This window comes from Dyella kyungheensis, assembly GCF_049913195.1.
GTDB lineage: Bacteria > Pseudomonadota > Gammaproteobacteria > Xanthomonadales > Rhodanobacteraceae > Dyella > Dyella kyungheensis.
In genome coordinates, this window is the sequence record NZ_CP183983.1 from 4,386,867 (window position 1) to 4,409,950 (window position 23,084).

Here is a 23,084-nt window from a genome sequence, read left to right on the forward strand (position 1 = left end):
ATCGCGGGTACCCAGGGAAATCCTGCTCAGCCCCGGTTTTACTGGCCCACCTCGAGCAAATTCAGCGGTTGGCCGCCGGCTCCGCGAATGCCCTGCTGCAATTCGGCCAACCGCTGGACGGCGGGACACAAGGCCTGGATCTGCGGCGCCAGGGCCTGCATGCGCTGCTCCAGGCGGGGCCGCAGCTGGGTGGTGAGGTCCGAGGCGGTGTCCCGCAGGCTGGCCGCGGCCTGCAGATCGCCGGTCATGGCGGCATTCACGGCCTGCTGGCCGAGGTCGTTCGCCAGCAGGGGCATCAGGTCCGAGGCCAGCTGATTGGCATATTGGTCGGCCAGATTGCCCTGCCAGTCGCGGGTACTGTTGCTGGCGGCGAGGCGCTGCTTGAGTTCCGTGGCACGGGCCGCGACGCGGCGGTCCAGCTCCGTCCGGGTGGCAGGGTCGAGCGACAGGCGGCCGCCTTCGTCGTGCATGGCCGCTGCCAGCATATCCACGCCGTTGGATGCGACCGCCTTCGCCCGAGGCGCCAGGGCACGCAATTCGCGTTCGAACAGCGCCAGGCGGTCCTGCTCGTCCGCGCGCAGGGTCACGCTGGTGCCGTCGGTGCGCAGGTTGCCGTCACGCAGCTCGACCTGGCGCGGCAGCGGTTGCGGCCGGTCGAACTGGAGGCGATCGGGCGCGATGGTCAGGTCGTAGCTGCTGGTGGCATGGCAGGTGGTCGCCAGATCCTGGGCTTGCGCGGCCGCGCAGGCCAGCGCGAGGGAAACGGATATCGACAGGCGGCGCAGGAGCATGGGAATGAACCGGAGGAAACGATGCCGCAGCGATAACCCGCGCTGCGGCAACCGCACCTGAATCGAACTCAGCGCAGCTTGCGGAACTGCGCGCGCGTCTGCGGCTGACCCAGCCACCAGGCCAGCCACAGCAACACCGGGATGCAGGCGACCTTGATGCCCAGAGCCATCAGGAAGGAGCGGCGCATATGCGCGAGCGCCATCTGCGATGCCTGGTCCAACGCATCCTGCGCGTTGGTCAGCGCCACCGCCTGGCTGAACTCGCGCCAGTGCGCATACAGCAGCACACCGCCCACCAGGCCCCAGCCCACTGCCAGCAGCACGCTGGCCACCTGCAGCGACACACGCGCCCAGGCCTGGCGAAGAATGGCGCCCGCGCAGATCACCACCAGGGCGAACGAGGCGACGAAATACACCACGTCCCAGGCGAGCATCTTTTGCAGCTGGGTGATGTCCTCGGCATTCGATGCCGGCAGCGGGTGCAGCGTGCGCCACACCTGCTGGGCGTGCAGCAGATATTGCAGGCAGCCATACGCCGCCAGCAGCAACATCAGCCACACCACGATGCGCCAGAACGAAAACCCGTCGCGGCGGCTCGCTTCCGCACGCGCCATCAGCGGCATCAGTGCGACGCCTTCAGCGTGGCCAGATCCGCCAGCACCTGGGCGGAGTTCTTCTCCGGATCCACGTCCTGGTACACCTTGGCGATCTTGCCCTGCGGATCGATCAGGAAGGTGGTGCGGCGGGCGTACTTGAAGCCCATCTTGGAAGCGAGCACGCCATACGTCTGCGCGGTGCTGCTGTCAGCATCGGACAGCAGCGGGAACGGCACGTGGTACTTGGCGGCGAAATCGGCATGCGACTTCACATCGTCCAGGCTCACGCCCAGCACGTCGGCGCCTTGCTGGCGCAGCTTGGCGACATCGTCGCGGAATGCGCAGACCTGCGCGGTGCAACCGGGCGTGAAGTCCTTGGGATAGAAATACAGCACCACCCAGCGGCCCTGGTGATCGGCGGGCGTGTGCCACTTGCCGTTCTGGTCCTGCAGGCGGAACGCGGGCGCCGTCTGCCCCACCTGCGGCAGCGCGGATGCGGGTTCGTCGGCATAGGCGGGAGCCAGCAGCCCCAACAGAAGACTCAACATCAACAGCAGCGAGAGGCGGCGCATGGGGTCACTCCGGATCGAAAAGCAGAGTGTACGCGCAAGAACCTGTTCAAGCTCTCCGCTTGGACCGCGCCCGGTTGGAACAGGCCCCTAAAACAAAGGGCGCCATGCGGCGCCCTTTGCAGACTCCAACCACCAGGCGGTTACTCCGCCTTGGTGATGGTGAACTGACCCACGGAGACACCGAGGTTGATGCCCTCGCCGCTGCCGTGCAGCGCCAGCGACACTGTGCCCTTGGTCAGCACCTGGGCCTCGCCCGTCTTCACTACGCCCGCCTCGGCACCGGCCTGCGCGTAATCGCCGAACACGTCCTTGATGCCATGCACGTGGGTGATGTCACCCTTGCCGTTGTCGATGTGGTATTTGCCTGCCGTCAAACCACCGCCATTCAACGAGATCTTCACCTTGGCACGCTCGCCATTGCTGCACACCACGGTGCCGCTGCCGGATGCGTGCTTGTAGATCGCCGACCAACCGGAGAGGCTGAAGGAGAGATCGCACTTCACTTCGGCATCTGCCGCGCGGGCCGTGGAAACCGGTGCCGCCGACATCGCGCCAGCACAAGCCAGAACCAGAGCTGCCATACCCGTCGAACGCTTGATCATCTTCATCTCCTTGCTGTGAATGAGAACGTTGGACAACGCCTGCCACCGGGGTGAGCGAAGTGCTTGCACATGTCCGCCGTAGCCCCTCCATCGTCGGCAGTTCCCGTGAACGCAATGTGCAAATCGCTGCACGCTTCGTTAACGGCTCGATCCAGGACGCGCTCGGAAGGCAGCAAAAAGCTTGTCGCACCCGCAGCTTGCGCGGCCAACAACGACCGTGCATCGGGCGCCGCCTGTGTGTGGAGCGGCACCCGTAGCGCCCGCATGCGCCGAGGATTAGGCTGGCAGCGAGACTCGGAAAAGCCGGCTCGGACATCCCATACCTGCCGCGGCAAGAGGTAGCGCATGCTCAAGTATTCGCTGGTCGGCTACGACGGCTCCGCCACCTCGCAGCGCGCCGTTCGTTTTGCCGTGCAACTGGCGCAGGCATCCGGCGGCCGGGTGCGGGTGGTGTCCGTCCTGCAGGTCACCGAAGGCAGTGCCGACACCTGCCCCTTGATGATGACCGACCAGGGCGGCAAGCGTTGCTCCCAGTTGCTCGAAGAAGTGAAAGAACTTGTGCCGGGCTCGGCTTCGTTGATCGACGCCGAAGTGGTGCGCGGCAGCCCGGGCGACGTGCTGCTCGAACAGGTGCGCAGCCATGGCATCGATCACGTCGTGATCGGCCACACCGAACGCGGCGCGCTGGCGCGTTGGCTGCTGGGCTCGGTCTCCAGCGACGTGCTGGAACGGGCCCATGTGCCCGTGACCGTGGTGCGCTGAGCCGGCCAAGCGGCTCGCGGGTCGGCGCTCGTTAATCCCACGTCGTCGTCTCGTCGTATGCTGTCACAAGAACGTCATGCCAGGCTGGCGCCGCCCCGCGTCGAGCCAGCCCGTTGCCCCGTACAGGAATGACCGCGTGAGCTATACCCAATCGTTGCCCTGGACCCTGGAAAGCCTGGATTTCAGTCGGATCGACATTCCGCGTGTGCGCCAAAACGAAGACCTGTTCTTTCTGCTATGCAGTTCGTCGTTCGTGGAGAGCGGCTCGGACCTGTATACGCACAACCTGGTCGAGCACTTCGCCGGCGACGAAGCCCTGCAGACCTGGTTGAGCCAGCACTGGGAACACGAGGAACTGCAGCACGGCCGCGCCCTCGCCGCCTACGTGAAAGCGGTATGGCCGGAATTCGACTGGGACAAGGGCTTCGCGGCGTTCTGGGCCGAGTACGGCGCGGTGTGCACATCCGAACAACTGGAAACCAGCCGCGGCCTGGAACTGGCCGCGCGCTGCGTGGTGGAAACAGGCACCGCCAGCCTCTACCGCGCACTCAACGACATCACCGATGAACCCGTGCTCAAGCAGCTCACCGGCCACATCAAGAGCGACGAAGTGCGCCACTACAAGCACTTCTACCAGCACTACCGGATCTATCGCGAACGCGAAGGCTTCGGCCGCTACAAGGTGTTCCGCGCGATCCTGCGCCGGGTCAACGAGATCCGCAGCGAAGACAGCGACATCGCACTGCGCCACGTGTTCGACCAGTGCTATCCGCAGCACAAGGACAACCAGGCAGAGTTCAAGCGCATCACCGGGCGGGCGCAGGATCTGCTGCGGAGGAATATTCCCGCGGAGATGACGGTGAAGATGTTGCTCAAGCCGCTGGAATTGCCGCCGCGTTTGCAGAACGCGATGGAGAAGCCGCTGGCGAAGTTGGCGGAGAAGTTGTTTCTTAACTGAACTGCATGGGGCTCGCTTTTTAGCTCGTCATTCCGGCGCGAGCCGGAAGCGCTGTTCAACAGCCGAATGGCTGGTCATCGAGTTTCGTCAATCTTCGGTTGTGGTCATACCGCGATCAGGCCGCTTACGCAGCGGGCGTTTCGAACGGCTGCCGCCGCTCGAGTCACTTTTCTTTGCTGGCCCACGCATGCGCAGGAGCGCATGCGAACGGCGAAGCCGGCCCGAAGGGCGAAGGGCAGGATGCCCGGAGTAAAGAAAAGTAACCCAAAGAAATGGCCTCTAAAGCTGGCAGCATTGTGTTGAATCCGAGCACGACTGGTTGAGGCGCGTCCCACCGGATCTCCATGGGAGGGTACCCCAGGGGTACTTCAATGCGCTGCGCAACGCGCCCGAATCGCTGAGGACTTAAAGCGGAGGCTCGCTGCGCATCGCCCGTGGCTTGTCTTCGCGATGCACATCACTTCTCCCTCTCCCCGCCGGGGAGAGGGCCGGGGTGAGGGGCGGGTGCTCGCGGGAACGTCTGGTTTTTTCTGTGGGAGCGCACCCTGTGCGCGATAGTCACGCTGGGATGTACCGCTCCGTCGGTTTGTCGCGCACAGGGTGCGCTCCCACAGTAGATCTGCAGCTCTTGGCTCTTGGCTCTTGGCTCTTGGCTCTTGGCTCTTGGCTCTTGGCTCTTGGCTCTTGGCTCTTGGCTCTTGGCTCTTGGCTCTTGGCTCTTGGCTCTTGGCTCTTGGCTCTTGGCTCTTGGCTCTTGGCTCTCAGGGGTCCCCGTATGACGCGGCGGGTGGGTGGAGGAAAGCCCGCAGGGTGGCCCGCAGGGATGCGGGCCAGTTTTTCGCCAGGGCAGGATGCCCTGTCGAAAAACCCCGCAACCCACCCGCGCACCTGGAGGGCCGCTAGGCCCGGAAGGCGCGTCATCCGGGGGGCCCTTCTCTTTGGTTGGCGGTGTCAATCTAGAAGTGCATCATCGATCGCTTGGGCGAGGTCATCGCGCCCCAGCGCACGCATGAACATCTCCGCCGGACAGTGGTAGTCGAGGGTGGCCCGCGGTCGCAGATTCATCTCCCGCGCAATCGCATCGAGTTTGCGTTGGCTATGCACCGACAGGTCGGTGCCTTTGGGTAGGTACTGGCGCAGTAAACCGTTGGTGTTCTCGCAGATGCCGCGCTGCCAGGGACTGTGTGGATCGGCGAAGTAAATCGCCAGCCCCGTGCGTTTGGAGAGGGTCTTGTACAGCGCCATCTCCTTGCCCTGGTCGTAGGTCAGCGTTTGACGCAGCGTCGCCGGTAACGGACCGAACGCCCGGCTGAAGCCCTTGAGCGCATCCTCGGCCGCGCAGCCTTCCATCTTCACCAGTTTCAGGAACAACGTGCGCCGATCCACCAGTACGCCCACCGACGACTGATTGCGCGCGCCTTTGAGGAAGTCGCCTTCCCAATGGCCCGGCAACAAGCGTTCATTGGCCTCCGGCGGGCGATCATGAATACTCGGCAGATCGTGCATGCGGCCACGCCGATTGGCGCCTTGGCCGCGTGGGCGACGCGCGCACTTGTGCTGGCGCAACAGCGCCACCAGCCCTCGCCGCAGTTCGCCGCGCGGAGCGGCATAGATCGCGGTGTAAATCGTCTCGTGGGACACGTGCTTGGCCGGTTCCTCAGGATGCTGTCGGCGCAGTGTGCGGCTCACCTCTTGCGGTGACCAGCGGCGAGCCAACAGGTAGCGCACCAGACGCCACAAGGCACTCTCACGATGCAACTTACGCGGCCGACGCGCCTGATGGGCCAAGCGTCGGGCCCGATGGCCGGCACGACAAGCGTCATAGCCGAGCGTCGGGCGCCCCAGACGAGGGCTGCCCGACGGCTCGCGGTGCCCGTTACGCGCCAGCTCCCGTGAGATCGTGCTGGGCGACCGGCCTAGCAGTATCGCCAGCTGCCGGGCGCTGTCCCCGCGTGCCTTGCCCACCATGATCGCGCCTCGCTCTTCGGCGCTTAGATGGTTGTAGTGCTGACCCATGCATCACCTCCAGAGGGGTGTTGCACTTGATATTAGAGACCGCCGTTACTTTCTCTTGGGCAAGCAAGAGAAAGTAACCCGGCCTCCGGCAGGAGGACGGAAGCCCGCGGCAGGCGAGCAAGCTGGCGTCAACGCGACAACCAAACACCGAGGCTCTGGACCCCGGCCTGCGCCGGGATGACGAGCAAAAAACGTCTGCGGCTACTTGAACACTTCCGCTTCACGCATCCAAATGCATCAACCAAACCACAACAACCTCACTTCGCCGGCCGCGCCGCCTCCTCAATCTCCCGCGGCTTCCCCTCCTGAAGCCCGCGGCAGGCGAGCCAGGTCGCGTCAACGCGACAATCGAAGACTGACGAAACTGGATGACCAGCCATTCGGCTGTTGAACAGCGCCTCCGGCCCTCGCCCCCTTTTCTGGATGCGCCGGGATGACGAGCAAAAAAACGTCTGCGGCTACTTGAACGCTTCCGCTTCACGCATCCAAATGCATCAACCAAACCACAACAACCTCACTTCGCCGGCCGCGCCGCCTCCTCAATCTCCCGCGGCTTCCCCTCCTGCGGCGAGTTGAGCTTCTTGATGTCCACCGGCCGAATCTGCTTGATGAAGCAAGGCGCATCCGCGCCGCCAGTAATCACGCGGTCGAACTTCGCCGACACTTCGCTGGCGCTCGAGGTCAATGCGATGTGGTTGGTGAATTCCAGGTTGCGGCACTTGCCGTCGAGGTCGAGCAGCCACGCCTCGTTCGCCCGTGTATAGATGGCCAGCTCGCTGTCGCTCAGCGGCTCCCACGACCACAGGCTGAAGTAGCGGAAGCTGCTCACCGGTTCGCCCGCCGCAGCGGCATAGGCTTGCTGGCGCGCTTCCATGCGGGAGGTGTAATCCTTGCCGACGCGGGTGCAGGCGCTCAGCGCAGCGACCACGGCGAGTGCGGTAAGTAGGTTTTTGGCTGCCATGACTTTCATCTCCATCAATGCTGGCCATGCAAACGCATGAGGTCCATGTGGGTGGACCTTACTTCTTCTTGGCCGAAGCCTTGCTGACGGGCTGCCACTTGGCCGGATCGAAGCCGCCCGTCTCGAACACCAGCGTCACTTTCTTCTCGCCGTCCTGCAGGGTCACGTCCATGGTGATCTTCTTGGCCTTTTCCAGCTGGGCGATGAAGCCCTTGTCGTCCTTGAACAGCAGGGCCGGCTCGCCGGTGGTCGGGGCGAACGCGCTGATGCTGCCGGGCTTGCCGTCGAAGGTGGCCTTGATCGAACACACGCCCTTGCAGACGAAGCCGTGCGGACCGCCGTTGAACAGGAACGCGTTCTGCCCCCACTCGGTGTGACGGCGCAGCACCAGCCGCACGCGGTCTTCGCCGGCGGGCTGGCTGGTGTAGATGGTGGCGGTGGACTGCGTGCCGCCCTGCATCGGCGAGACCTGGTACAGCCACAAGCCGGCGAGGCGATTCTTCTCGCTGTTTTCCTTGTAGCGCTGTTCGATCGCCGGCAGGCTCTGCTGCACTTCCTTGGCTGCCTCGGTGTTGGGGTAGCGCTTGAGGATCTCGTTGCCCATCGTCACCGCCATCTCGTCGTTGCCGATGCGCTGCAGCTGGCGATAGGTATCGAGCTTGCCCGCGGAATCGTCGGCCGGTGCCTGCGCTTGCGGCGCCGGTGCCTGGTCGCCCGACTGGGAGCAGCCGGCAAGCAGGAGCACGGTGCCGAAGGCGGTGGCGGCAAAACGGAGGCGCTGGTTCATGGGCGAGGTCCTGTTGCGGGTAGGCGCTTAGAGTGGAACGAGGCTGAGTGGCGGTGCAAGCGTTGTGGCATTGGCATCGTGAGTCGCGCATAGGGTGCGCTCCCACAGGTGTGGGGTCTCAGGCGTTGACCGGCGTGTCGCCGAAGCGCTCGCGCAACTGGGTGCGGAAGCGGCGGCTGCACGGCACGGTGGCGCCATCGCGCATGGTCAGGCGGGCGTCGCCGGTTTCCAGCGGTTCCATCTCGGTCAGGTAGTCGAGGTTCACCAGGTAGCTGCGATGCACGCGCACGAAGCGCGTGGGATCGAGTCTTTCCTCGATGCCGGCCATGGTGGCGCGCAACGGATAGTCGCGGCCGCGCACATGCAGGTTCACGTAGTTGCCCGAGGCCTGCAGCCATTCGATCTCACGGGCGGCCACCAGGAATTCCCTGCCGAGCTTGCGCACCAGGAAACGTTCGGGCCGATCCACCGGCTCGACCGGCGGACCTTCGTCCGGCTCGGCCAGCAACGAGGCCTCGCCCTGCAGGCGGCGCACGATGAAGCCGTAGCCGGTGATCAGCGCCACGAACAGGAAATAGGTGCGGATGTCCTTGAGGTATTCGTAGCCCAGCTCCAACGGCCAGTCGTCGCCGAAGTGGTAGCGCGAACCCATGGCGGCATAGGCCAGCATGCGCAGCACGATCATCAGGCCCACGTGCACCAGGCAGAACGGCACGCTCAGCGCCAGATGCACCTTCAGGTTGCGGGCCCAGGTATCGAAGCGCATCGGCCATTGGCGCGTGGCCAGCACCACCAGGGGCACCATCGACAGGATCACCAGGCTGCTGCTGGCCTCCCAGATCCACGGCTCGATGCTGCTGGCCCGATGGGTGCGATAGACCGCGTCGAACCAGGCAACCGTGCCGTTGAAGATGGTATTGGCCATCACGGTGACGACCCAGAAGCCGACCTCGAACGGCCGGCGCCAGCGCTGGAAACGGGAGTAGTCGAAGGCCGGCGTGGTGGTCATGCCTGGGATTCTACGTGGACCGGCGCGTTCGCCGGCTCATTTCGTCCCTCACCGGGCACCGCTCGTCCCCACGGGCGGTCGATCAATCACTTAGCGGGGGACGGGAGCCGTCGCCGCGCGGAGCATGCGGGCATCCCGACCATGGAGTTGCGCTCATGAACCGCCGCCACGACATCGACGCCCTGCGCGTTTTGGCTTTCGGCCTGCTGATCCTCTACCACCTGGGCATGCTGTATGTCGGCCCGGCCGACGACTGGAAGTTCCATCTCAAGAGCAGCTACATCGCCGACTGGCTGGAACAGCCCATGCTGGCGTCCAGCTTCTGGCGCATGGATCTGCTGTTCCTGATCTCCGGGATGGCGGTGCACTTCCTGCGCGGTCGGCTGAGCCTGCCGCGGCTGGCCTGGAAGCGCACGGTGCGCCTGCTGGTGCCCCTGTTGTTCGGCATGGCCGTGGTGATCCCGATCCAGCCCTATGTGCAGGGCGTGGACAACGGGCTGGTGGCGCCGGGCTTCGGCCATTTCCTGCTGCGTTACTGGAGCGGCGGTCCGTGGCCGGCGGGCGCCTTCGATGGCTGGCAGTTCGGCGTGACCTGGAACCATCTGTGGTACCTGCCGTACGTCTGGGTCTACACCCTGCTCTTGCTGGCCTTGCTGCCCGCGCTGGAATCGCCAGTGGGACAGCGCGCCATCGCTGCGGTGCATCGCCTGCGCGGCTGGCCGCTGCTGGTGCTGCCAGCCCTGCCGCTGTTCGCCTATAACCTGCTGCTGGCCGCGCGCTTTCCGCAGAACCATGCCTTGATCGGCGACTGGTATGCCCATGCGGGCTACGCCACGATGTTCTTCTACGGCTATGCCATCGGTACGCATCCGGCCCTGTGGAGCGAACTGGCGCGGCTGCGTCACCGTTCGCTCGGTCTGGCGGTGTGCTTTTTCGCCACTCATCTGCTGCTGGGCCGGATGGAAGCCTTCGCCGGCACGTGGCCTGCATCGGCCTTCGCCATCGAACGGCTTGGCATGCGCGCCCTGCATGTCTTCTACGCCTGGAGCGCCATCGCCGCCGTGCTGGGCTGGGGACATCAGTACCTCAACCGCCCGTTCCGCTGGCTGCCGTATGCGCGTGAAGCGGTGTTCCCCTGGTACATCCTGCATCAGAGCGTGCTGCTGGCGATGGCGTACTGGCTGATCCCGCTGAAGCTCGGCGCGGTGTGGGAACCCACGCTGGTGTTGCTGGGCACGGTGGGCGGTTGCGCCGCCCTGCACGAGCTGGTGATACGCCGCACGCGCTGGCTGCGCCCGCTGTTCGGCCTGGATGCCAAGCCGCGCGCTGCCCGGATCGAGACCGCAGCCGTCGCACAGACGCAGGCTGCGTGATGGCAGGGGCAGCGGGACCCATGTCCTGCTGCCCTGTCCGAATCGCTGCGTGGACACCAACCGGCCACGCAGCGCGGATCCATGCGTCACAGCGCTTTGCCTCAGCGCGTCAGCTACTGATAATAGCCGCGCTCCCGCAAGGATCCCCCATGCCCCCTTCTCCCGCGCAAGCTTCGACGGAATCGTTGCGCTCGCATCCCGCATTCGTGCAGTTCTGGTTCGCCCGCATCTGTTCGGGCTTTGGTTTTCAGATGTTGTCGGTGGCCGTGGGTTGGCAGATCTACGCCATCACCGGCCGCGCGCTGGATCTGGGCCTGATCGGCCTGGTGCAGTTCTTTCCCTCGGTGATGCTGGCGCTGCCGGCGGGCCATGTCGCCGACCAGTTCGAGCGACGCCGCATCGTGATGCTGGGACAGATCGTGGACATGCTGGCGATCGTCGCGCTCGCCGTGATCAGCCTGATGCATCTGGCGCACGAGGCGACGATCCTCGTGCTGGTGTTCGTCATCGGCGTCGCAAAAGCCTTCGAATTTCCCGCGCTGCAATCGATGCTGCCGGCGCTGGTGCCGTCGAGCGTGCTGTCCCGCGCCATGGCGGCAAGCCAGTCGGCGGGACAGGCCGCGATGATCATGGGGCCCGCGGTAGGCGGCCTGCTCTATGTGGCGGGTGCCGGCGTGGTCTACAGCGTCTGCGCGGTGCTCTATCTGATTGCCGTGCTGTTGATGGCGCGCATGCGCTACGAGCAGGCGCAACCCAAACGCGAGCCGGCCACGCTGAAGACGCTGTTTGCCGGCGTGCATTTCATCCGTCGCCGCCCGGATGTGCTGGGCGTGATCTCGCTGGACCTGTTCGCCGTGTTGCTCGGCGGCGCCACGGCGCTGCTGCCGATCTTCGCCAAGGACATCCTGCATACCGGCCCGTGGGGCCTGGGCCTGCTGCGTGCCGCGCCTGCCGTCGGCGCACTGCTGATGTCGCTGTGGCTGGCGCGCCACACCATGGAACGCCGCGTGGGTCCGATCATGTTTGCCTCGGTCGCCGGCTTCGGCGTGGCCACGCTAGTGTTCGCACTCTCCAAGGTGCTGTGGCTTTCGATCATCGCGCTGTTTGCACTGGGCGCGTTCGACATGGTGAGCATGGTGATACGCGGCGCACTGGTGCAGCTGGACACGCCCGACGACATGCGTGGCCGCGTGAGTGCGGTCAATGCGATCTTCATCAATACCTCCAACCAGCTCGGCGAGTTCGAGTCGGGCATGCTGGCGGCCTGGCTGGGCGCCGTGAATGCCACCGTGATCGGCGGCATCGGCACGCTGGTGGTGGTGGGATTGTGGATGGCCATGTTTCCCACCCTGCGTCGCCGGCAAAGTTTGCGCGTGGAGCAACCGGTGCCCGAGCCGGTCGGTACGGAGACGATCTGACCCGCGTTTCCCGCTGGAGGGAGCGCGGGTATAGTCGCGACGCCGACGCTCTCGAGCGGCCACTCATCAGGGGAAAGGCATGACGACGACGCCGGTTCGGTCCATGTTCGTGACAGTACTGAGCTGGGCCTTCATCGGGCTCGGCGCGATCGGGGCCTGCTTCTTCGCGCTGTTCTCACTCGTTTCGACCGCGACGCAGCACCTGGCGCTCGCCGGCAACGCTCCCATCCATCATCAGATGTTGAGCGTCAGCCAGGCCATGCAAGGATTGCCGCCGCCGTGGCCATGGATCTATGCGCACGAGTCCCAGTTGTTGCTGCTGGGATCGGCCGTGGCGCTGTTGCATCTGGCCTGCGCGCTGGGAATGCTGTGGCGTCGCCGCTGGGCACGCGTGGGTTTCATCGCGCTGATGTTGCTCGACATACTGTTCCAGCTCGCGATGATCCCTTATGCGTACGTCGTGCAACCTGCGCTGACCAGGGCGGTGCAGGCCGATATGCCTGCAGGCCTGCCGCCGGTATTCGCCGCATGGATGCAGCGCGTGATGGCGTTCCAGCACATCGAGGCGATGGTGCGGCCGGTGCTGCTGATCGGGCTGTTCGCATGGATCGCATGGCGACTGCACCGTGCGTCCGTCCGGCAGGAGTTCGCCGGACAGCGTGCCGCCGGAAACGGTGCCTGACCTGCGGCTGGCGAGCGCGGCCGCCTGATCCACGTCAAGGGAAGGCGATGACTGCCCGATAGCATGGGCAACCTTCTTCGCACGCATGCCATGCCATGAACGTCGATATCGCCGTCGTCGGTGCCGGACCCGCCGGGCTTTGCCTTGCGCGCTCTCTCGCGCGCACAGGGCTGAGTGTCCTGGTGATCGAACAGCAATCACTGGATGCGCTGCGCGAACCACCGTTCGATGGACGCGAGATCGCGCTCACGATGCGGTCTGCGCGCATTCTGCAAGAGCTGGGTCTCTGGCAGCGTCTTGAGCCCGCGAGTATCTCGCCACTTCGAAGCGCACGCGTACTGAACGGACGGTCGCCGCACGGATTGCACGTCACGCCATCGGCCGCAGCGGATTCGCAGCTGGGTTTTCTTGTGCCCAACCACTGCATTCGTCGCGCCGCCTACGCGAGCATCGAGCACGAACCGAACATCTCCCTGGCATACGGCGTCTCCGTCGAAAGCATCGCATCGAACGATGCGGCAGCGCGATTGCGCCTGTCCGATGGCGCCGAGGTCGGCGCCCGCCTCGTCGTCGCTGCCGACAGCCGCTATTCGCGCCTTCGCCGCGACGCGGGCATTGCGGCCGACATGCATGATTTCGGCAAGACCATGCTGGTCTGTCGCATGGCCCTGGAGCGGCCGCATCACGAGGAGGCGCTGGAATGGTTCGGCCACGCGCAGACGCTGGCCGCGCTGCCTTTGAATGGCGGCGAGGCATCCGTCGTGCTGACCTTGACGCCGCGCGAGATGCAACGCGTGATGGAGATGAGCGAGGCGGATTTCGAGATGGGAATGCGTCGTCGCTTCGACGGCCGCTTCGGCGCTATGCTGCTCACTTCCACGCGTCATGCGTATCCGCTGGTGGGCGTGTACGCACGCCGGTTCGTGGCCCACCGCCTGGCGTTGATCGGCGACGCCGCGGTGGGAATGCATCCCGTCACCGCGCACGGCTTCAATCTGGGCTTGCAGGGTGTGCAGACATTGGGTTCGTTGCTGGCAAGCGCCGCCGCCGGCGGCCACGACATCGCCTCGCCGGAGCTGCTGCGCCGCTACCAGCGCATGCATCGCCGCGCCACGTGGCCGCTCTACGCCGCCACCATGGCGGTGGTCACCCTGTATACCGATGATCGCGACATTCCACGGCTCGCCCGGTCCGCCCTGCTCCGCGCAAGCCAGACCTTGCCGCCCGTGCGGCAAGGCATCGCGCACCTGCTTGCGTCGCGCCGCAGTCCCTTCGCCATGGGCCGACATCGCAGCTGAACAAGCGCCGCCATTATTTACGCACCGCTCACACCGGCGCTGGCAACGTGAACAAACTTATTGCAGGAGGACGCCATGAGCCGTCACCACGACCTCGAAAACACTGTCAACGGCGTCCGTGAACGCGTGCGCCACTACGCCGGCGAAGCCGCCGGGCGGGCCGACGAACTGGTGGAGCGCGGCCGCGAGGCCAGCCGCCGCTTCGGCCGCAACCGCAGCACCTACGCGCGCCGCTTCGGTCACGCTGCGGAAGATTTCGCCGACGAAGCCAATTACCAGTATCGCCGTCTGCGGCGCCATGTGACGCGCCATCCGGTCGCGACCACGGCGATCATCGCCGGCACGGTGGGCGCCTTCTTCCTGCTGCGACATCTGTTCCGCGGCGACGACGAATAAGCGTTGTGGTCCGATCGCAAAAACCCGCCGAAAGGCGGGTTTTCATTTGGACGGCCATCTTCGACTGTAGGAGCGCACCCTGTGCGCGACCGCTACGGTAGCGCGGCCGTGCCGCACGCCGGTCGCGCACAGGGTGCGCTCCTACAGAGAAAAAAACGCCGCGATTGATCGCGGCGTTTTTCGTCAAGGCCAAGCTCTATCTCAGACCGTTTCAGGATTCGGCTTGTCCGGATCCAGCTTGTAGGTCTTGATGGCGCGGGCCACGTCCTTCGCGTTGACCTTGCCGTCCTTCGCCAGCGCGGCCAGCGCGGCGTGGGCGATCCAGTAGCGGTCGACCTCGAAGAAACCACGCAGGTTGGCGCGCGTGTCCGAACGACCGTAGCCGTCCGTACCCAGCACCGTGTAGCGCATGCCATCGGGCATGAAGGCACGGATCTGGTCGGAGTACTCGCGCACGTAGTCGGTGGCCGCGATGGCCGGACCCTGGCGCCCCTGCAGCAGGCCCGTCACGTACGGCACGCGCTGCTCGGCTTCCGGATGCAGGCGGTTCCAGCGCTCGGCGTCGAAACCGTCGCGACGCAGTTCGCTGTAGCTCGGGCAGGACCAGATGTCGGCGGTGACGCCGAAATCCTTCTCCAGCAGTTCCGCCGCCGCGATGACTTCGCGCAGGATCGTGCCTGATCCCAACAGCTGCACGCGCGTCTCGCCCTTCTTCGGCTTGCCGGCGTCCTTGAACAGGTACATGCCCTTGATGATGCCTTCCTCGGCGCCCGCGGGCATGTCCGGGTGGCTGTAGTTCTCGTTCATCACGGTCAGGTAGTAGTACACGTCCTGCTGTTCCTGCAGCATGCGGCGCGTGCCGTCCTGCAGGATCACCGCGACTTCGTAGGAGAAGGTCGGGTCGTACGACTTCACGCTCGGGATCGCACCGGACAGCAGGTGCGAGTGGCCGTCTTCGTGCTGCAGGCCTTCACCGTTGATGGTGGTACGGCCGGCGGTGCCGCCGATCAGGAAGCCGCGCGCGCGCATGTCGCCAGCCGCCCAGGCCAGGTCGCCGATGCGCTGGAAACCGAACATCGAGTAGTACACGAAGAACGGCAGCATCGGCTGGTTGCTGATGCTGTAGCTGGTCGCCGCTGCCATCCATGCCGCCATGCCGCCGGCCTCGGAAATGCCTTCCTGCAGCACCTGGCCCTTCTGGTCTTCGCGGTAGTACAGCAGCTGGTCGGCATCCTGCGGACGGTACTTCTGGCCGAACGGCGCGTAGATGCCGATCTGGCGGAACATGCCTTCCATGCCGAAGGTGCGCGCTTCGTCGGCCACGATCGGCACGATGCGCTCACCGATCTGCTTGTCGCGCAGCATCAGGTTCATGCCGCGCACCAGCGCCATGGTGGTGGAGATTTCGCGCTCACCCGAACCCTTGGTGATCTGCTCGAACGCCGACAGTTCCGGCGCCTTGAGCTTCACGTCGGAGGTGCGACGACGCTGCGGCAGCGAACCGCCGAGCTGGCGACGACGCTCCAGCATGTACTGCACTTCCGGCGAGTCCTTGCCCGGATGGAAGTACGGCACGTCGGCCAGCTTGTCGTCGGCCACCGGGATGTTGAAGCGGTCGCGGAAGTGGCGCACGGCCTCGGCGTCCAGCTTCTTCTGCTGGTGCGTCGGGTTCTGCGATTCGCCGGCCGCGCCCATGCCGTAACCCTTCACCGTCTTGGCGAGGATCACGGTCGGCATGCCCTTGGTCTTCACGGCCTGGTCGTAGGCTGCGTAGACCTTGTGCGGATCATGGCCGCCGCGGTTGAGGCGCCAGATGTCGTCGTCCGACAGGTTGGCCACCATCTCGCGCGTTTCGGGGTACTTGTTGAAGAAGTGCTCACGCGTGTACGCGCCACCGAAGGCCTTGCACGCCTGGTATTCGCCGTCGACGGTTTCCATCATCAGCTTGCGCAGCACGCCCTTGGTGTCGCGCGCGAGGAGCGGATCCCAATAGGAACCCCACACCACCTTGATGGCATTCCAGCCGGCGCCGCGGAACACGCCTTCCAGTTCCTGGATGATCTTGCCGTTGCCGCGCACCGGACCGTCCAGGCGCTGCAGGTTGCAGTTGATCACGAACACCAGGTTGTCCAGGCCTTCGCGGCCGGCCAGCGAGATGGCGCCGAGCGATTCGGGCTCGTCGGTTTCGCCGTCGCCCAGGAAGCACCAGATCTTGCGATCGGTCTTGGGCATCAGGCCGCGGTGTTCCAGGTACTTCCAGAACTGCGCCTGGTAGATCGCCTGGATCGGACCCAGACCCATCGACACCGTCGGCACCTGCCAGTAGTCCGGCATCAGCCACGGATGCGGGTACGAAGACAGGCCGTGACCCTTGCCGGCCACTTCCATGCGGAACAGGTCGAGCTGTTCCTCGGAAATGCGGCCTTCCAGGAACGAACGCGCATACACGCCCGGGCTGGAGTGGCCCTGGTGGAACACCAGGTCGCCCGGATGATCGGCGCTCGGTGCGCGCCAGAAATGGTTGAAGCCCACGTCGTACAGCGTGGCCGACGAGGCGAAGCTGGCGATGTGACCGCCCAGTTCGCCCGGCTTGCGGTTCGCACGCACCACCATCGCCATCGCGTTCCAGCGGATCAGCGTACGGATACGCCACTCCATCGCGGCGTCGCCCGGCATCTTGGCTTCATTGGCCGGCGAGATGGTGTTGACGTACTCGGTGGTCGGGTTGAACGGCAGGTAGCCGCCCGCCCGACGCGTCGAATCGACCATCTTCTCCAGTAGGTAATGCGCACGCTCGGTGCCGTCGTGATTGATGACCGCGTTGAGCGATTCGACCCATTCCTGGGTTTCGGTGGGGTCGAGGTCTTGCTGGAGGATGTCGTCGAGCTGATCCATGGGGAGCTTCTCTCCGCGGCGCCGGGGAGGTGGCGCGGCTGTAGGTGGACGTCTCCGCGGGGGAGACGGGGAACCTTCCGAGTTTAGCTCCGACGGGGTTTTTCGCCAATTGGATCGAGACAATACGGGGGCGAATGGGGGTGCAGGCGGGGTTCGACTTTAGTCGGGCCGGGACGGCAGGGTTTTGCTTTTGCTCGTCATTTCGGCGGGGGCTGGGGATCCAGTTTCGATTCGCCCGGTTCTTGCGATATCGCGATCGAGCCGCTTACGCAGCGGGCGTTTCGATCGGCTGCCGCCGCTCGAGTCACTTTTCTTTGCTGGCCCAAAGAAAAGTAAGGCAGTCTCTAATATCAAGTGCAACGCCCTTTGGGAGGTGATGCATGGGTCGGCACTACAACCATCTAAGCGCCGAAGAGCGGGGCGCGATCATGGTGGGCAAGGCACGTGGAGAGAGCGCCCGGCAGCTGGCGATGCTGCTGGGCCGGTCGCCCAGTACGATCTCACGGGAGCTGGCGCGTAACGGGCACCGCGAGCCGTCAGGCAGCCCTCGTCTGGGGCGCCCGACGCTCGGCTATGACGCTTGTCGTGCCGGCCATCGGGCCCGTCGCTTGGCCCATCAGGCACGCCGGCCGCGTAAATTGCATCGTGAGAGCGCCTTGTGGCGTCTGGTGCGCCATTTGTTGGCCCGGCGCTGGTCACCGCAAGAGGTCAGTCGCACACTGCGCCGACAGCATCCCGACGAGCCGGCCAAGCACGTGTCTCACGAGACGATTTACACCGCGATCTATGCCGCTCCGCGCGGGGAGCTGCGGCGAGGGCTGGTGGCACTGTTGCGCCAGCACAAGTGCGCGCGCCGCCCGCGCGGCCAAGGCGCCAATCGGCGCGGCCGCATGCACGATCTGCCAAGCATTCATGATCGACCGCCGGAGGCCAATGAACGCTTGTTGCCGGGCCACTGGGAAGGCGACTTCCTCAAAGGCGCACGCAATCAGTCGTCGGTAGGCGTGCTGGTGGATCGACGCACGTTGTTTCTGAAGCTGGTGAAGATGGAAGGGTGCGCGGCCGAGGATGCGCTCAAGGGCTTCAGCCGGGCGTTCGGTCCGTTACCGGCGACGCTGCGTCAAACGCTGACCTATGACCAGGGCAAGGAGATGGCGTTGTACAAGACGCTCTCCAAGCGCACGGGACTGGCGATTTACTTCGCCGATCCGCGCAGTCCCTGGCAGCGCGGCATCTGCGAGAACACCAACGGTTTGCTGCGTCAGTACCTCCCCAAAGGCACCGACCTGTCCGTGCATAGCCAACGCAAACTCGATGCGATTGCGCGGGAGATGAATCTGCGACCGCGGGCCACCCTGGACTACCACTGTCCGGCGGAGATGTTCATGCGTGCGCTGGGGCGCGATGATCTCGCCCAAGCGATCGATGATGCACTTCTAGATTGACACCGCCTAACCCAAAGAAATGGCCTTTAAAGCTGGCAGCATCGTGTTGAATCCAAGCACGAACGCTCGAGGCGCGTCCCACCGGATCTCCATGGGAGGGTACCCCAGGGGTACTTCAATGCGCTGCGCAACGCGCCCGAATCGCTGAGGACTTAAAGCGGAGGCTCGCTTCGCATCGCCCTTGGCTTGTACGCGATGTACCGCACTTCTCCCTCTCCCCACCGTGGAGAGGGCCGGGGTGAGGGGCGGGTGCTCGCGGGAACCTGTGTGCTTTCTGTGGGAGCGCACTTGTGCGCGACAGCCACGCATGGATGTACCGCTCCGTCGGCTTGTCGCGCACAAGTGCGCTCCCACAGTAGCCCTGCAGCTCTCGCTCTTAGCTCCGGCTCTTGGCTCTTGGCTCTTGGCTCTTGGCTCTTGGCTCTTGGCTCTTGGCTCTTGGCTCTTGGCTCTCAGGGGTCCCCGTATGACGCGGCGGGTGGGTGGAGGAAAGCCCGCAGGGTGGCCCGCATGGTTGCGGGGTTTTTCGCCAGGGCACGATGCCCTGTCGAAAAACCCCGCAACCCACCCGCGCACCTGGAGGGCCGCTAGGCCCGGAAGGCGCGTCATCCGGGGGGGCCCTTTCTTTTGGTTAGGCGGTGTCAATCTAGAAGTGCATCATCGATCGCTTGGGCGAGGTCATCGCGCCCCAGCGCACGCATGAACATCTCCGCCGGACAGTGGTAGTCGAGGGTGGCCCGCGGTCGCAGATTCATCTCCCGCGCAATCGCATCGAGTTTGCGTTGGCTATGCACGGACAGGTCGGTGCCTTTGGGGAGGTACTGACGCAGCAAACCGTTGGTGTTCTCGCAGATGCCGCGCTGCCAGGGACTGCGCGGATCGGCGAAGTAAATCGCCAGTCCCGTGCGCTTGGAGAGCGTCTTGTACAACGCCATCTCCTTGCCCTGGTCATAGGTCAGCGTTTGACGCAGCGTCGCCGGTAACGGACCGAACGCCCGGCTGAAGCCCTTGAGCGCATCCTCGGCCGCGCACCCTTCCATCTTCACCAGCTTCAGAAACAACGTGCGTCGATCCACCAGCACGCCTACCGACGACTGATTGCGTGCGCCTTTGAGGAAGTCGCCTTCCCAGTGGCCCGGCAACAAGCGTTCATTGGCCTCCGGCGGGCGATCATGAATACTCGGCAGATCGTGCATGCGGCCACGCCGATTGGCGCCTTGGCCGCGTGGGCGACGCGCGCACTTGTGCTGGCGCAACAGCGCCACCAGCCCTCGCCGCAGTTCGCCGCGCGGAGCGGCATAGATCGCGGTGTAAATCGTCTCGTGGGACACGTGCTTGGCCGGTTCCTCAGGATGCTGTCGGCGCAGTGTGCGGCTCACCTCTTGCGGTGACCAGCGGCGAGCCAACAGGTAGCGCACCAGACGCCACAAGGCACTCTCACGATGCAACTTACGCGGCCGACGCGCCTGATGGGCCAAGCGTCGGGCCCGATGGCCGGCACGACAAGCGTCATAGCCGAGCGTCGGGCGCCCCAGACGAGGGCTGCCCGACGGCTCGCGGTGCCCGTTACGCGCCAGCTCCCGTGAGATCGTGCTGGGCGACCGGCCTAGCAGTATCGCCAGCTGCCGGGCGCTGTCCCCGCGTGCCTTGCCCACCATGATCGCGCCTCGCTCTTCGGCGCTTAGATGGTTGTAGTGCTGACCCATGCATCACCTCCAGAGGGGTGTTGCACTTGATATTAGAGACCGCCGTTACTTTCTCTTGGGCAAGCAAGAGAAAGTGACCCGGGCCGCGGCAGCGGCACGGAAGCCCGCGGCAGGCGAGCCCGGTCGCGGTAGCGCAACAACCGAAGACTGACGAAACTGGATGACCACCTTCGGCTGTTGAAAAGCGCCTCCGGCCTGCGCCGGGATGACGAGCAAAACAGGACTGTGGCACGTCCACACAATGAGGCTAGGTTGGCCCCTCACCCCAACCCTCTCCCCGCAGGGGAGAGGGAGAAAAGCGCTGCGTCTCGTTGCAACTCAAAAAGAAAACGGAGCCCAAGGCTCCGTTCTCAAACACTTAACTGCAAACCCAAACCTCAGCTGCGCCGCTCACCCTGCGCCTGACGAATCTGCGCATCCACCGCCGCAATCGCCGTCATGTTCACCACGCGACGCGGCGTCGCCGCCGGCGTGAGGATGTGCGCGGGCTTGTTGATGCCCATCAGGATCGGACCGATCGCCACGCCATCGGTCATCACGCGCACCATGTTGTAGGTGATGTTGGCGGCGTCGAGGTTCGGCATCACGAACAGATTGGCGCGCCCGCTCAGCGTGGTGTTCGGGAACATGCGCAGGCGCAGTGCCTCGTCCCATGCCGTATCCGCCTGCATCTCGCCGTCCATGTCGAGCTTGGGATTACGCTGCACCAGGATCTCGCGCACCTTGCGCATCTTTGCCGCGCTGGCATTCTCATGGCTGCCGAAGTTCGAATGCGACAGCAACGCGATCTTCGGCTCGATGCCGAACAACTTCAGGCGATAGCTGGCCTGCAGCGTCGCTTCGGCAATCTGCTCGGCGGTGGGATCGCACTGCACGTGCGTATCGAGGAAGAACCAGGCGCCCTGGTCGTTGATCACGCCGGTCATCGCCGAGGTGCACGACACGCCCGGATCCAGGCCGAACACGCTGCGCATATAGCCCAGCTTCTTGTGGAAACGACCGACCAGGCCGCAGATCATCGCATCGGCTTCGCCGCGTTCGACCATGATCGAGGCGATCAGCGTGGGACGCGAACGCAGCAGGTTCTTCGCTGCCGCCGGCGACACGCCACGGCGCTCGGTCAACGCGTGGTACTGCTGCCAGTACTCATTGAAGCGCGGATCGTCATCGATATTGGTGAGTTCGAAGTCGACACCTTCGCGCATGCGCAGGCCAAGGCGCTCGATGCGCGTCTCGATCACGCTGGGGCGGCCGATCAGGATCGGGAACGCGAGGCGCTCATCGATCACCGTCTGCACCGCGCGCAATACGGTCTCTTCCTCGCCCTCGGCGTACACCACGCGCTTGCGGTCGGCACGCGCGCGCTCGTACACAGGCTTCATCAGCAGGCCGGTGCGATAGATGAACTGGCCGAGCTTTTCCTTGTACGCGTCCATGTCCGCGATGGGACGCGTGGCCACGCCCGAATCCATCGCCGCCTGCGCCACGGCCGGCGCCAGCATCACCAGCAGGCGGGGATCGAACGGACGCGGAATCAGATAGTCGGGGCCGAAGGTCGGCACGTCGCCACCGTAGGCGCTGGCCAGATCGCCGGCTTCCATGCGGGCCAGCTCGGCGATGGCGCGCACGCAGGCGGTCTTCATCGATTCGTTGATGACGGTGGCGCCCACGTCGAGCGCGCCGCGGAAGATGTACGGGAAGCACAGCGCGTTGTTGACCTGGTTCGGATAGTCCGAACGGCCCGTCGCGATGATGCAGTCCGGGCGCACCATCTTGGCGTCTTCCGGCGAAATCTCCGGATTGGGATTGGCCAGCGCCAGGATGATCGGCCGCGCATTCATGGTGGCGACCATTTCCGGACGCAGGATGCCGCCGGCCGAGAGGCCGAGGAACACGTCGGTGCCGGCGACGATATCCGCCAGCGTGCGCTTCTCGGTGTCGCGCGCGTAGCGCTGCTTGTCCGGGTCCATGTTGTCGCGGCCGGTGTAGAGCACGCCGTCGCGATCGAACGCCAGGATGTTCTCGGGCTTCAGGCCCAGCGCCACCAGCATGTCCAGGCAGGCGATGCCCGCCGCGCCCACGCCGGTGGTGGCGAGCTTGACGTCCTCGATCTTCTTGCCGACCACTTCCAGCGCGTTGACGATGGCCGCGCCGACAATGATGGCGGTGCCGTGCTGGTCGTCGTGGAACACCGGAATCTTCATGCGCTCGCGCAGCTTGCGCTCGACGATGAAGCACTCCGGCGCCTTGATGTCTTCGAGGTTGATGCCGCCGAAGGTGGGCTCGAGCGAGGCGATGATGTCGACCAGCTTGTCCGGGTCGCGCTCGTTGATCTCGATGTCGAACACATCGATGCCGGCGAACTTCTGGAACAGCACACCCTTGCCTTCCATCACCGGCTTGCCGGCGAGCGGGCCGATGTCGCCCAGACCCAGCACAGCGGTGCCGTTGGTGATCACCGCGACGAGGTTGCCGCGCGCGGTCATTTCGCTGGCGGCGTTCGGATCCTCGACGATGGCCTCGCAGGCATAAGCGACGCCGGGCGAGTAAGCGAGCGCGAGATCGCGCTGCGTCACCATCGGCTTGGTCGCGCTCACCTTGATCTTGCCGGGGCGCGGAAGGCGGTGGTACTCGAGAGCGGCGAGGCGCAATTCTTCGGGAAGGGCCATGGGAATGAGATCGAATGTGATGGGGAGGCGGGGCCGCGAGGCGGCATCACCGAATGGTATCACCGCCGGCCACCCTTCCCCGACGATGCGCTGCAGCATGGTGACGCGATGGTTCACACAACTGGTATGCAACGGCATGGTGCTTTTT

19 protein-coding genes are annotated in these 23,084 nt (G+C 65.0%); 8 read left to right on the forward strand and 11 right to left on the reverse strand.

Translation table 11 applies throughout. The features are described 5' to 3' along the window. Positions 1 to 38: 38 nt before the first annotated feature. From ACN9MB_RS19760 to ACN9MB_RS19775, 4 genes are all read right to left on the reverse strand, one after another. Positions 39 to 791, reverse strand: a complete 753-nt coding sequence (locus tag ACN9MB_RS19760; RefSeq protein WP_426269996.1) for a DUF2884 family protein — start codon at positions 789 to 791, stop codon at positions 39 to 41. A 68-nt stretch (positions 792 to 859) separates the two neighbouring features. Then, a complete protein-coding gene (locus ACN9MB_RS19765) occupies positions 860 to 1,414 on the reverse strand; it encodes a hypothetical protein (protein ID WP_426269997.1) in 555 nt (184 codons plus the stop codon). After that, the gene (locus ACN9MB_RS19770) at positions 1,414 to 1,959 is read right to left on the reverse strand and encodes a peroxiredoxin (protein WP_426269998.1); all 546 of its coding nucleotides are present in this window, start codon (positions 1,957 to 1,959) and stop codon (positions 1,414 to 1,416) included. Before ACN9MB_RS19770 ends, ACN9MB_RS19765 begins: the two co-directional genes overlap by 1 nt. Positions 1,960 to 2,099: 140 nt before the next feature. Further along, positions 2,100 to 2,561, reverse strand: a complete 462-nt coding sequence (locus ACN9MB_RS19775) for a hypothetical protein (protein ID WP_426269999.1) — start codon at positions 2,559 to 2,561, stop codon at positions 2,100 to 2,102. A gap of 345 nt (positions 2,562 to 2,906) precedes the next feature. Here ACN9MB_RS19775 and ACN9MB_RS19780 point away from each other — a divergent pair, with 345 nt between their 5' ends. Beyond that, complete coding sequence (locus ACN9MB_RS19780; RefSeq protein ID WP_204637353.1) at positions 2,907 to 3,323, forward strand: universal stress protein; 417 nt, start codon at positions 2,907 to 2,909, stop codon at positions 3,321 to 3,323. Positions 3,324 to 3,459: 136 nt separating this feature from the next. Beyond that, positions 3,460 to 4,281: a ferritin-like domain-containing protein gene (locus ACN9MB_RS19785; RefSeq protein WP_204637354.1), complete on the forward strand. Its 822-nt coding sequence runs from the start codon at positions 3,460 to 3,462 to the stop codon at positions 4,279 to 4,281. A 951-nt stretch (positions 4,282 to 5,232) separates the two neighbouring features. On the opposite strand, the gene ACN9MB_RS19790 is transcribed toward ACN9MB_RS19785, so the two are convergent. The 4 genes from ACN9MB_RS19790 to ACN9MB_RS19805 form a co-directional block, all read right to left on the reverse strand. Next, the gene (locus ACN9MB_RS19790; RefSeq protein ID WP_426270000.1) at positions 5,233 to 6,297 is read right to left on the reverse strand and encodes an IS30 family transposase; all 1,065 of its coding nucleotides are present in this window, start codon (positions 6,295 to 6,297) and stop codon (positions 5,233 to 5,235) included. A gap of 514 nt (positions 6,298 to 6,811) precedes the next feature. Then, positions 6,812 to 7,258: a DUF6491 family protein gene (locus ACN9MB_RS19795; protein WP_426270001.1), complete on the reverse strand. Its 447-nt coding sequence runs from the start codon at positions 7,256 to 7,258 to the stop codon at positions 6,812 to 6,814. 58 nt (positions 7,259 to 7,316) lie between these two features. Then, on the reverse strand, positions 7,317 to 8,045 hold the full coding sequence (locus ACN9MB_RS19800) for a hypothetical protein (protein ID WP_426270002.1): 729 nt from the start codon (positions 8,043 to 8,045) through the stop codon (positions 7,317 to 7,319). Between the two features lie 118 nt (positions 8,046 to 8,163). After that, positions 8,164 to 9,054 (reverse strand): LytTR family DNA-binding domain-containing protein, encoded by an 891-nt coding sequence (locus ACN9MB_RS19805; protein WP_426270003.1) that lies wholly within the window; start codon positions 9,052 to 9,054, stop codon positions 8,164 to 8,166. 155 nt (positions 9,055 to 9,209) lie between these two features. Here ACN9MB_RS19805 and ACN9MB_RS19810 point away from each other — a divergent pair, with 155 nt between their 5' ends. The 5 genes from ACN9MB_RS19810 (at position 9,210) to ACN9MB_RS19830 (ending at position 14,221) form a co-directional block, all read left to right on the forward strand. Next, on the forward strand, positions 9,210 to 10,427 hold the full coding sequence (locus tag ACN9MB_RS19810) for an acyltransferase family protein (RefSeq protein WP_426270004.1): 1,218 nt from the start codon (positions 9,210 to 9,212) through the stop codon (positions 10,425 to 10,427). Positions 10,428 to 10,576: 149 nt separating this feature from the next. Beyond that, the gene (locus ACN9MB_RS19815) at positions 10,577 to 11,845 is read left to right on the forward strand and encodes an MFS transporter (RefSeq protein ID WP_204637722.1); all 1,269 of its coding nucleotides are present in this window, start codon (positions 10,577 to 10,579) and stop codon (positions 11,843 to 11,845) included. 103 nt (positions 11,846 to 11,948) lie between these two features. Further along, on the forward strand, positions 11,949 to 12,527 hold the full coding sequence (locus ACN9MB_RS19820; RefSeq protein WP_426270005.1) for a hypothetical protein: 579 nt from the start codon (positions 11,949 to 11,951) through the stop codon (positions 12,525 to 12,527). A 95-nt stretch (positions 12,528 to 12,622) separates the two neighbouring features. After that, positions 12,623 to 13,825, forward strand: coding sequence for a 5-demethoxyubiquinol-8 5-hydroxylase UbiM (gene ubiM, locus ACN9MB_RS19825; protein WP_426270006.1), 1,203 nt, complete (start codon positions 12,623 to 12,625; stop codon positions 13,823 to 13,825). A 75-nt stretch (positions 13,826 to 13,900) separates the two neighbouring features. Next, complete coding sequence (locus ACN9MB_RS19830; protein WP_204637725.1) at positions 13,901 to 14,221, forward strand: hypothetical protein; 321 nt, start codon at positions 13,901 to 13,903, stop codon at positions 14,219 to 14,221. A 201-nt stretch (positions 14,222 to 14,422) separates the two neighbouring features. On the opposite strand, the gene aceE is transcribed toward ACN9MB_RS19830, so the two are convergent. Continuing rightward, complete coding sequence (gene aceE, locus ACN9MB_RS19835; RefSeq protein WP_204637726.1) at positions 14,423 to 17,116, reverse strand: pyruvate dehydrogenase (acetyl-transferring), homodimeric type; 2,694 nt, start codon at positions 17,114 to 17,116, stop codon at positions 14,423 to 14,425. A gap of 380 nt (positions 17,117 to 17,496) precedes the next feature. On the opposite strand from aceE, the gene ACN9MB_RS19840 reads away from it, so the two are divergent. After that, entirely contained in the window at positions 17,497 to 18,561 is a 1,065-nt protein-coding gene (locus ACN9MB_RS19840) for an IS30 family transposase (RefSeq protein ID WP_426270007.1), read from the forward strand. A 641-nt stretch (positions 18,562 to 19,202) separates the two neighbouring features. Here ACN9MB_RS19840 and ACN9MB_RS19845 read toward each other — a convergent pair. Both ACN9MB_RS19845 and ACN9MB_RS19850 read right to left on the reverse strand, forming a co-directional pair. Continuing rightward, complete coding sequence (locus ACN9MB_RS19845; RefSeq protein WP_426270008.1) at positions 19,203 to 20,267, reverse strand: IS30 family transposase; 1,065 nt, start codon at positions 20,265 to 20,267, stop codon at positions 19,203 to 19,205. Positions 20,268 to 20,644: 377 nt separating this feature from the next. Further along, positions 20,645 to 22,936, reverse strand: coding sequence for an NADP-dependent malic enzyme (locus ACN9MB_RS19850; protein ID WP_426270009.1), 2,292 nt, complete (start codon positions 22,934 to 22,936; stop codon positions 20,645 to 20,647). Positions 22,937 to 23,084 lie beyond the last annotated feature (148 nt).

Bases quoted from the DNA above. Each gene is read 5' to 3' on its own strand.
- ACN9MB_RS19760 (WP_426269996.1), bottom strand. From the start codon at position 791: ATGCTCCTGCGCCGCCTGTCGATATCCGTTTCCCTCGCGCTGGCCTGC.
- ACN9MB_RS19765 (WP_426269997.1), bottom strand. From the start codon at position 1,414: ATGCCGCTGATGGCGCGTGCGGAAGCGAGCCGCCGCGACGGGTTTTCG.
- ACN9MB_RS19770 (WP_426269998.1), bottom strand. From the start codon at position 1,959: ATGCGCCGCCTCTCGCTGCTGTTGATGTTGAGTCTTCTGTTGGGGCTG.
- ACN9MB_RS19775 (WP_426269999.1), bottom strand. From the start codon at position 2,561: ATGATCAAGCGTTCGACGGGTATGGCAGCTCTGGTTCTGGCTTGTGCT.
- ACN9MB_RS19780 (WP_204637353.1), top strand. From the start codon at position 2,907: ATGCTCAAGTATTCGCTGGTCGGCTACGACGGCTCCGCCACCTCGCAG.
- ACN9MB_RS19790 (WP_426270000.1), bottom strand. From the start codon at position 6,297: ATGGGTCAGCACTACAACCATCTAAGCGCCGAAGAGCGAGGCGCGATC.
- ACN9MB_RS19795 (WP_426270001.1), bottom strand. From the start codon at position 7,258: ATGGCAGCCAAAAACCTACTTACCGCACTCGCCGTGGTCGCTGCGCTG.
- ACN9MB_RS19800 (WP_426270002.1), bottom strand. From the start codon at position 8,045: ATGAACCAGCGCCTCCGTTTTGCCGCCACCGCCTTCGGCACCGTGCTC.
- ACN9MB_RS19805 (WP_426270003.1), bottom strand. From the start codon at position 9,054: ATGACCACCACGCCGGCCTTCGACTACTCCCGTTTCCAGCGCTGGCGC.
- ACN9MB_RS19810 (WP_426270004.1), top strand. From the start codon at position 9,210: ATGAACCGCCGCCACGACATCGACGCCCTGCGCGTTTTGGCTTTCGGC.
- ACN9MB_RS19815 (WP_204637722.1), top strand. From the start codon at position 10,577: ATGCCCCCTTCTCCCGCGCAAGCTTCGACGGAATCGTTGCGCTCGCAT.
- ACN9MB_RS19820 (WP_426270005.1), top strand. From the start codon at position 11,949: ATGTTCGTGACAGTACTGAGCTGGGCCTTCATCGGGCTCGGCGCGATC.
- ubiM (WP_426270006.1), top strand. From the start codon at position 12,623: ATGAACGTCGATATCGCCGTCGTCGGTGCCGGACCCGCCGGGCTTTGC.
- ACN9MB_RS19830 (WP_204637725.1), top strand. From the start codon at position 13,901: ATGAGCCGTCACCACGACCTCGAAAACACTGTCAACGGCGTCCGTGAA.
- aceE (WP_204637726.1), bottom strand. From the start codon at position 17,116: ATGGATCAGCTCGACGACATCCTCCAGCAAGACCTCGACCCCACCGAA.
- ACN9MB_RS19840 (WP_426270007.1), top strand. From the start codon at position 17,497: ATGGGTCGGCACTACAACCATCTAAGCGCCGAAGAGCGGGGCGCGATC.
- ACN9MB_RS19845 (WP_426270008.1), bottom strand. From the start codon at position 20,267: ATGGGTCAGCACTACAACCATCTAAGCGCCGAAGAGCGAGGCGCGATC.
- ACN9MB_RS19850 (WP_426270009.1), bottom strand. From the start codon at position 22,936: ATGGCCCTTCCCGAAGAATTGCGCCTCGCCGCTCTCGAGTACCACCGC.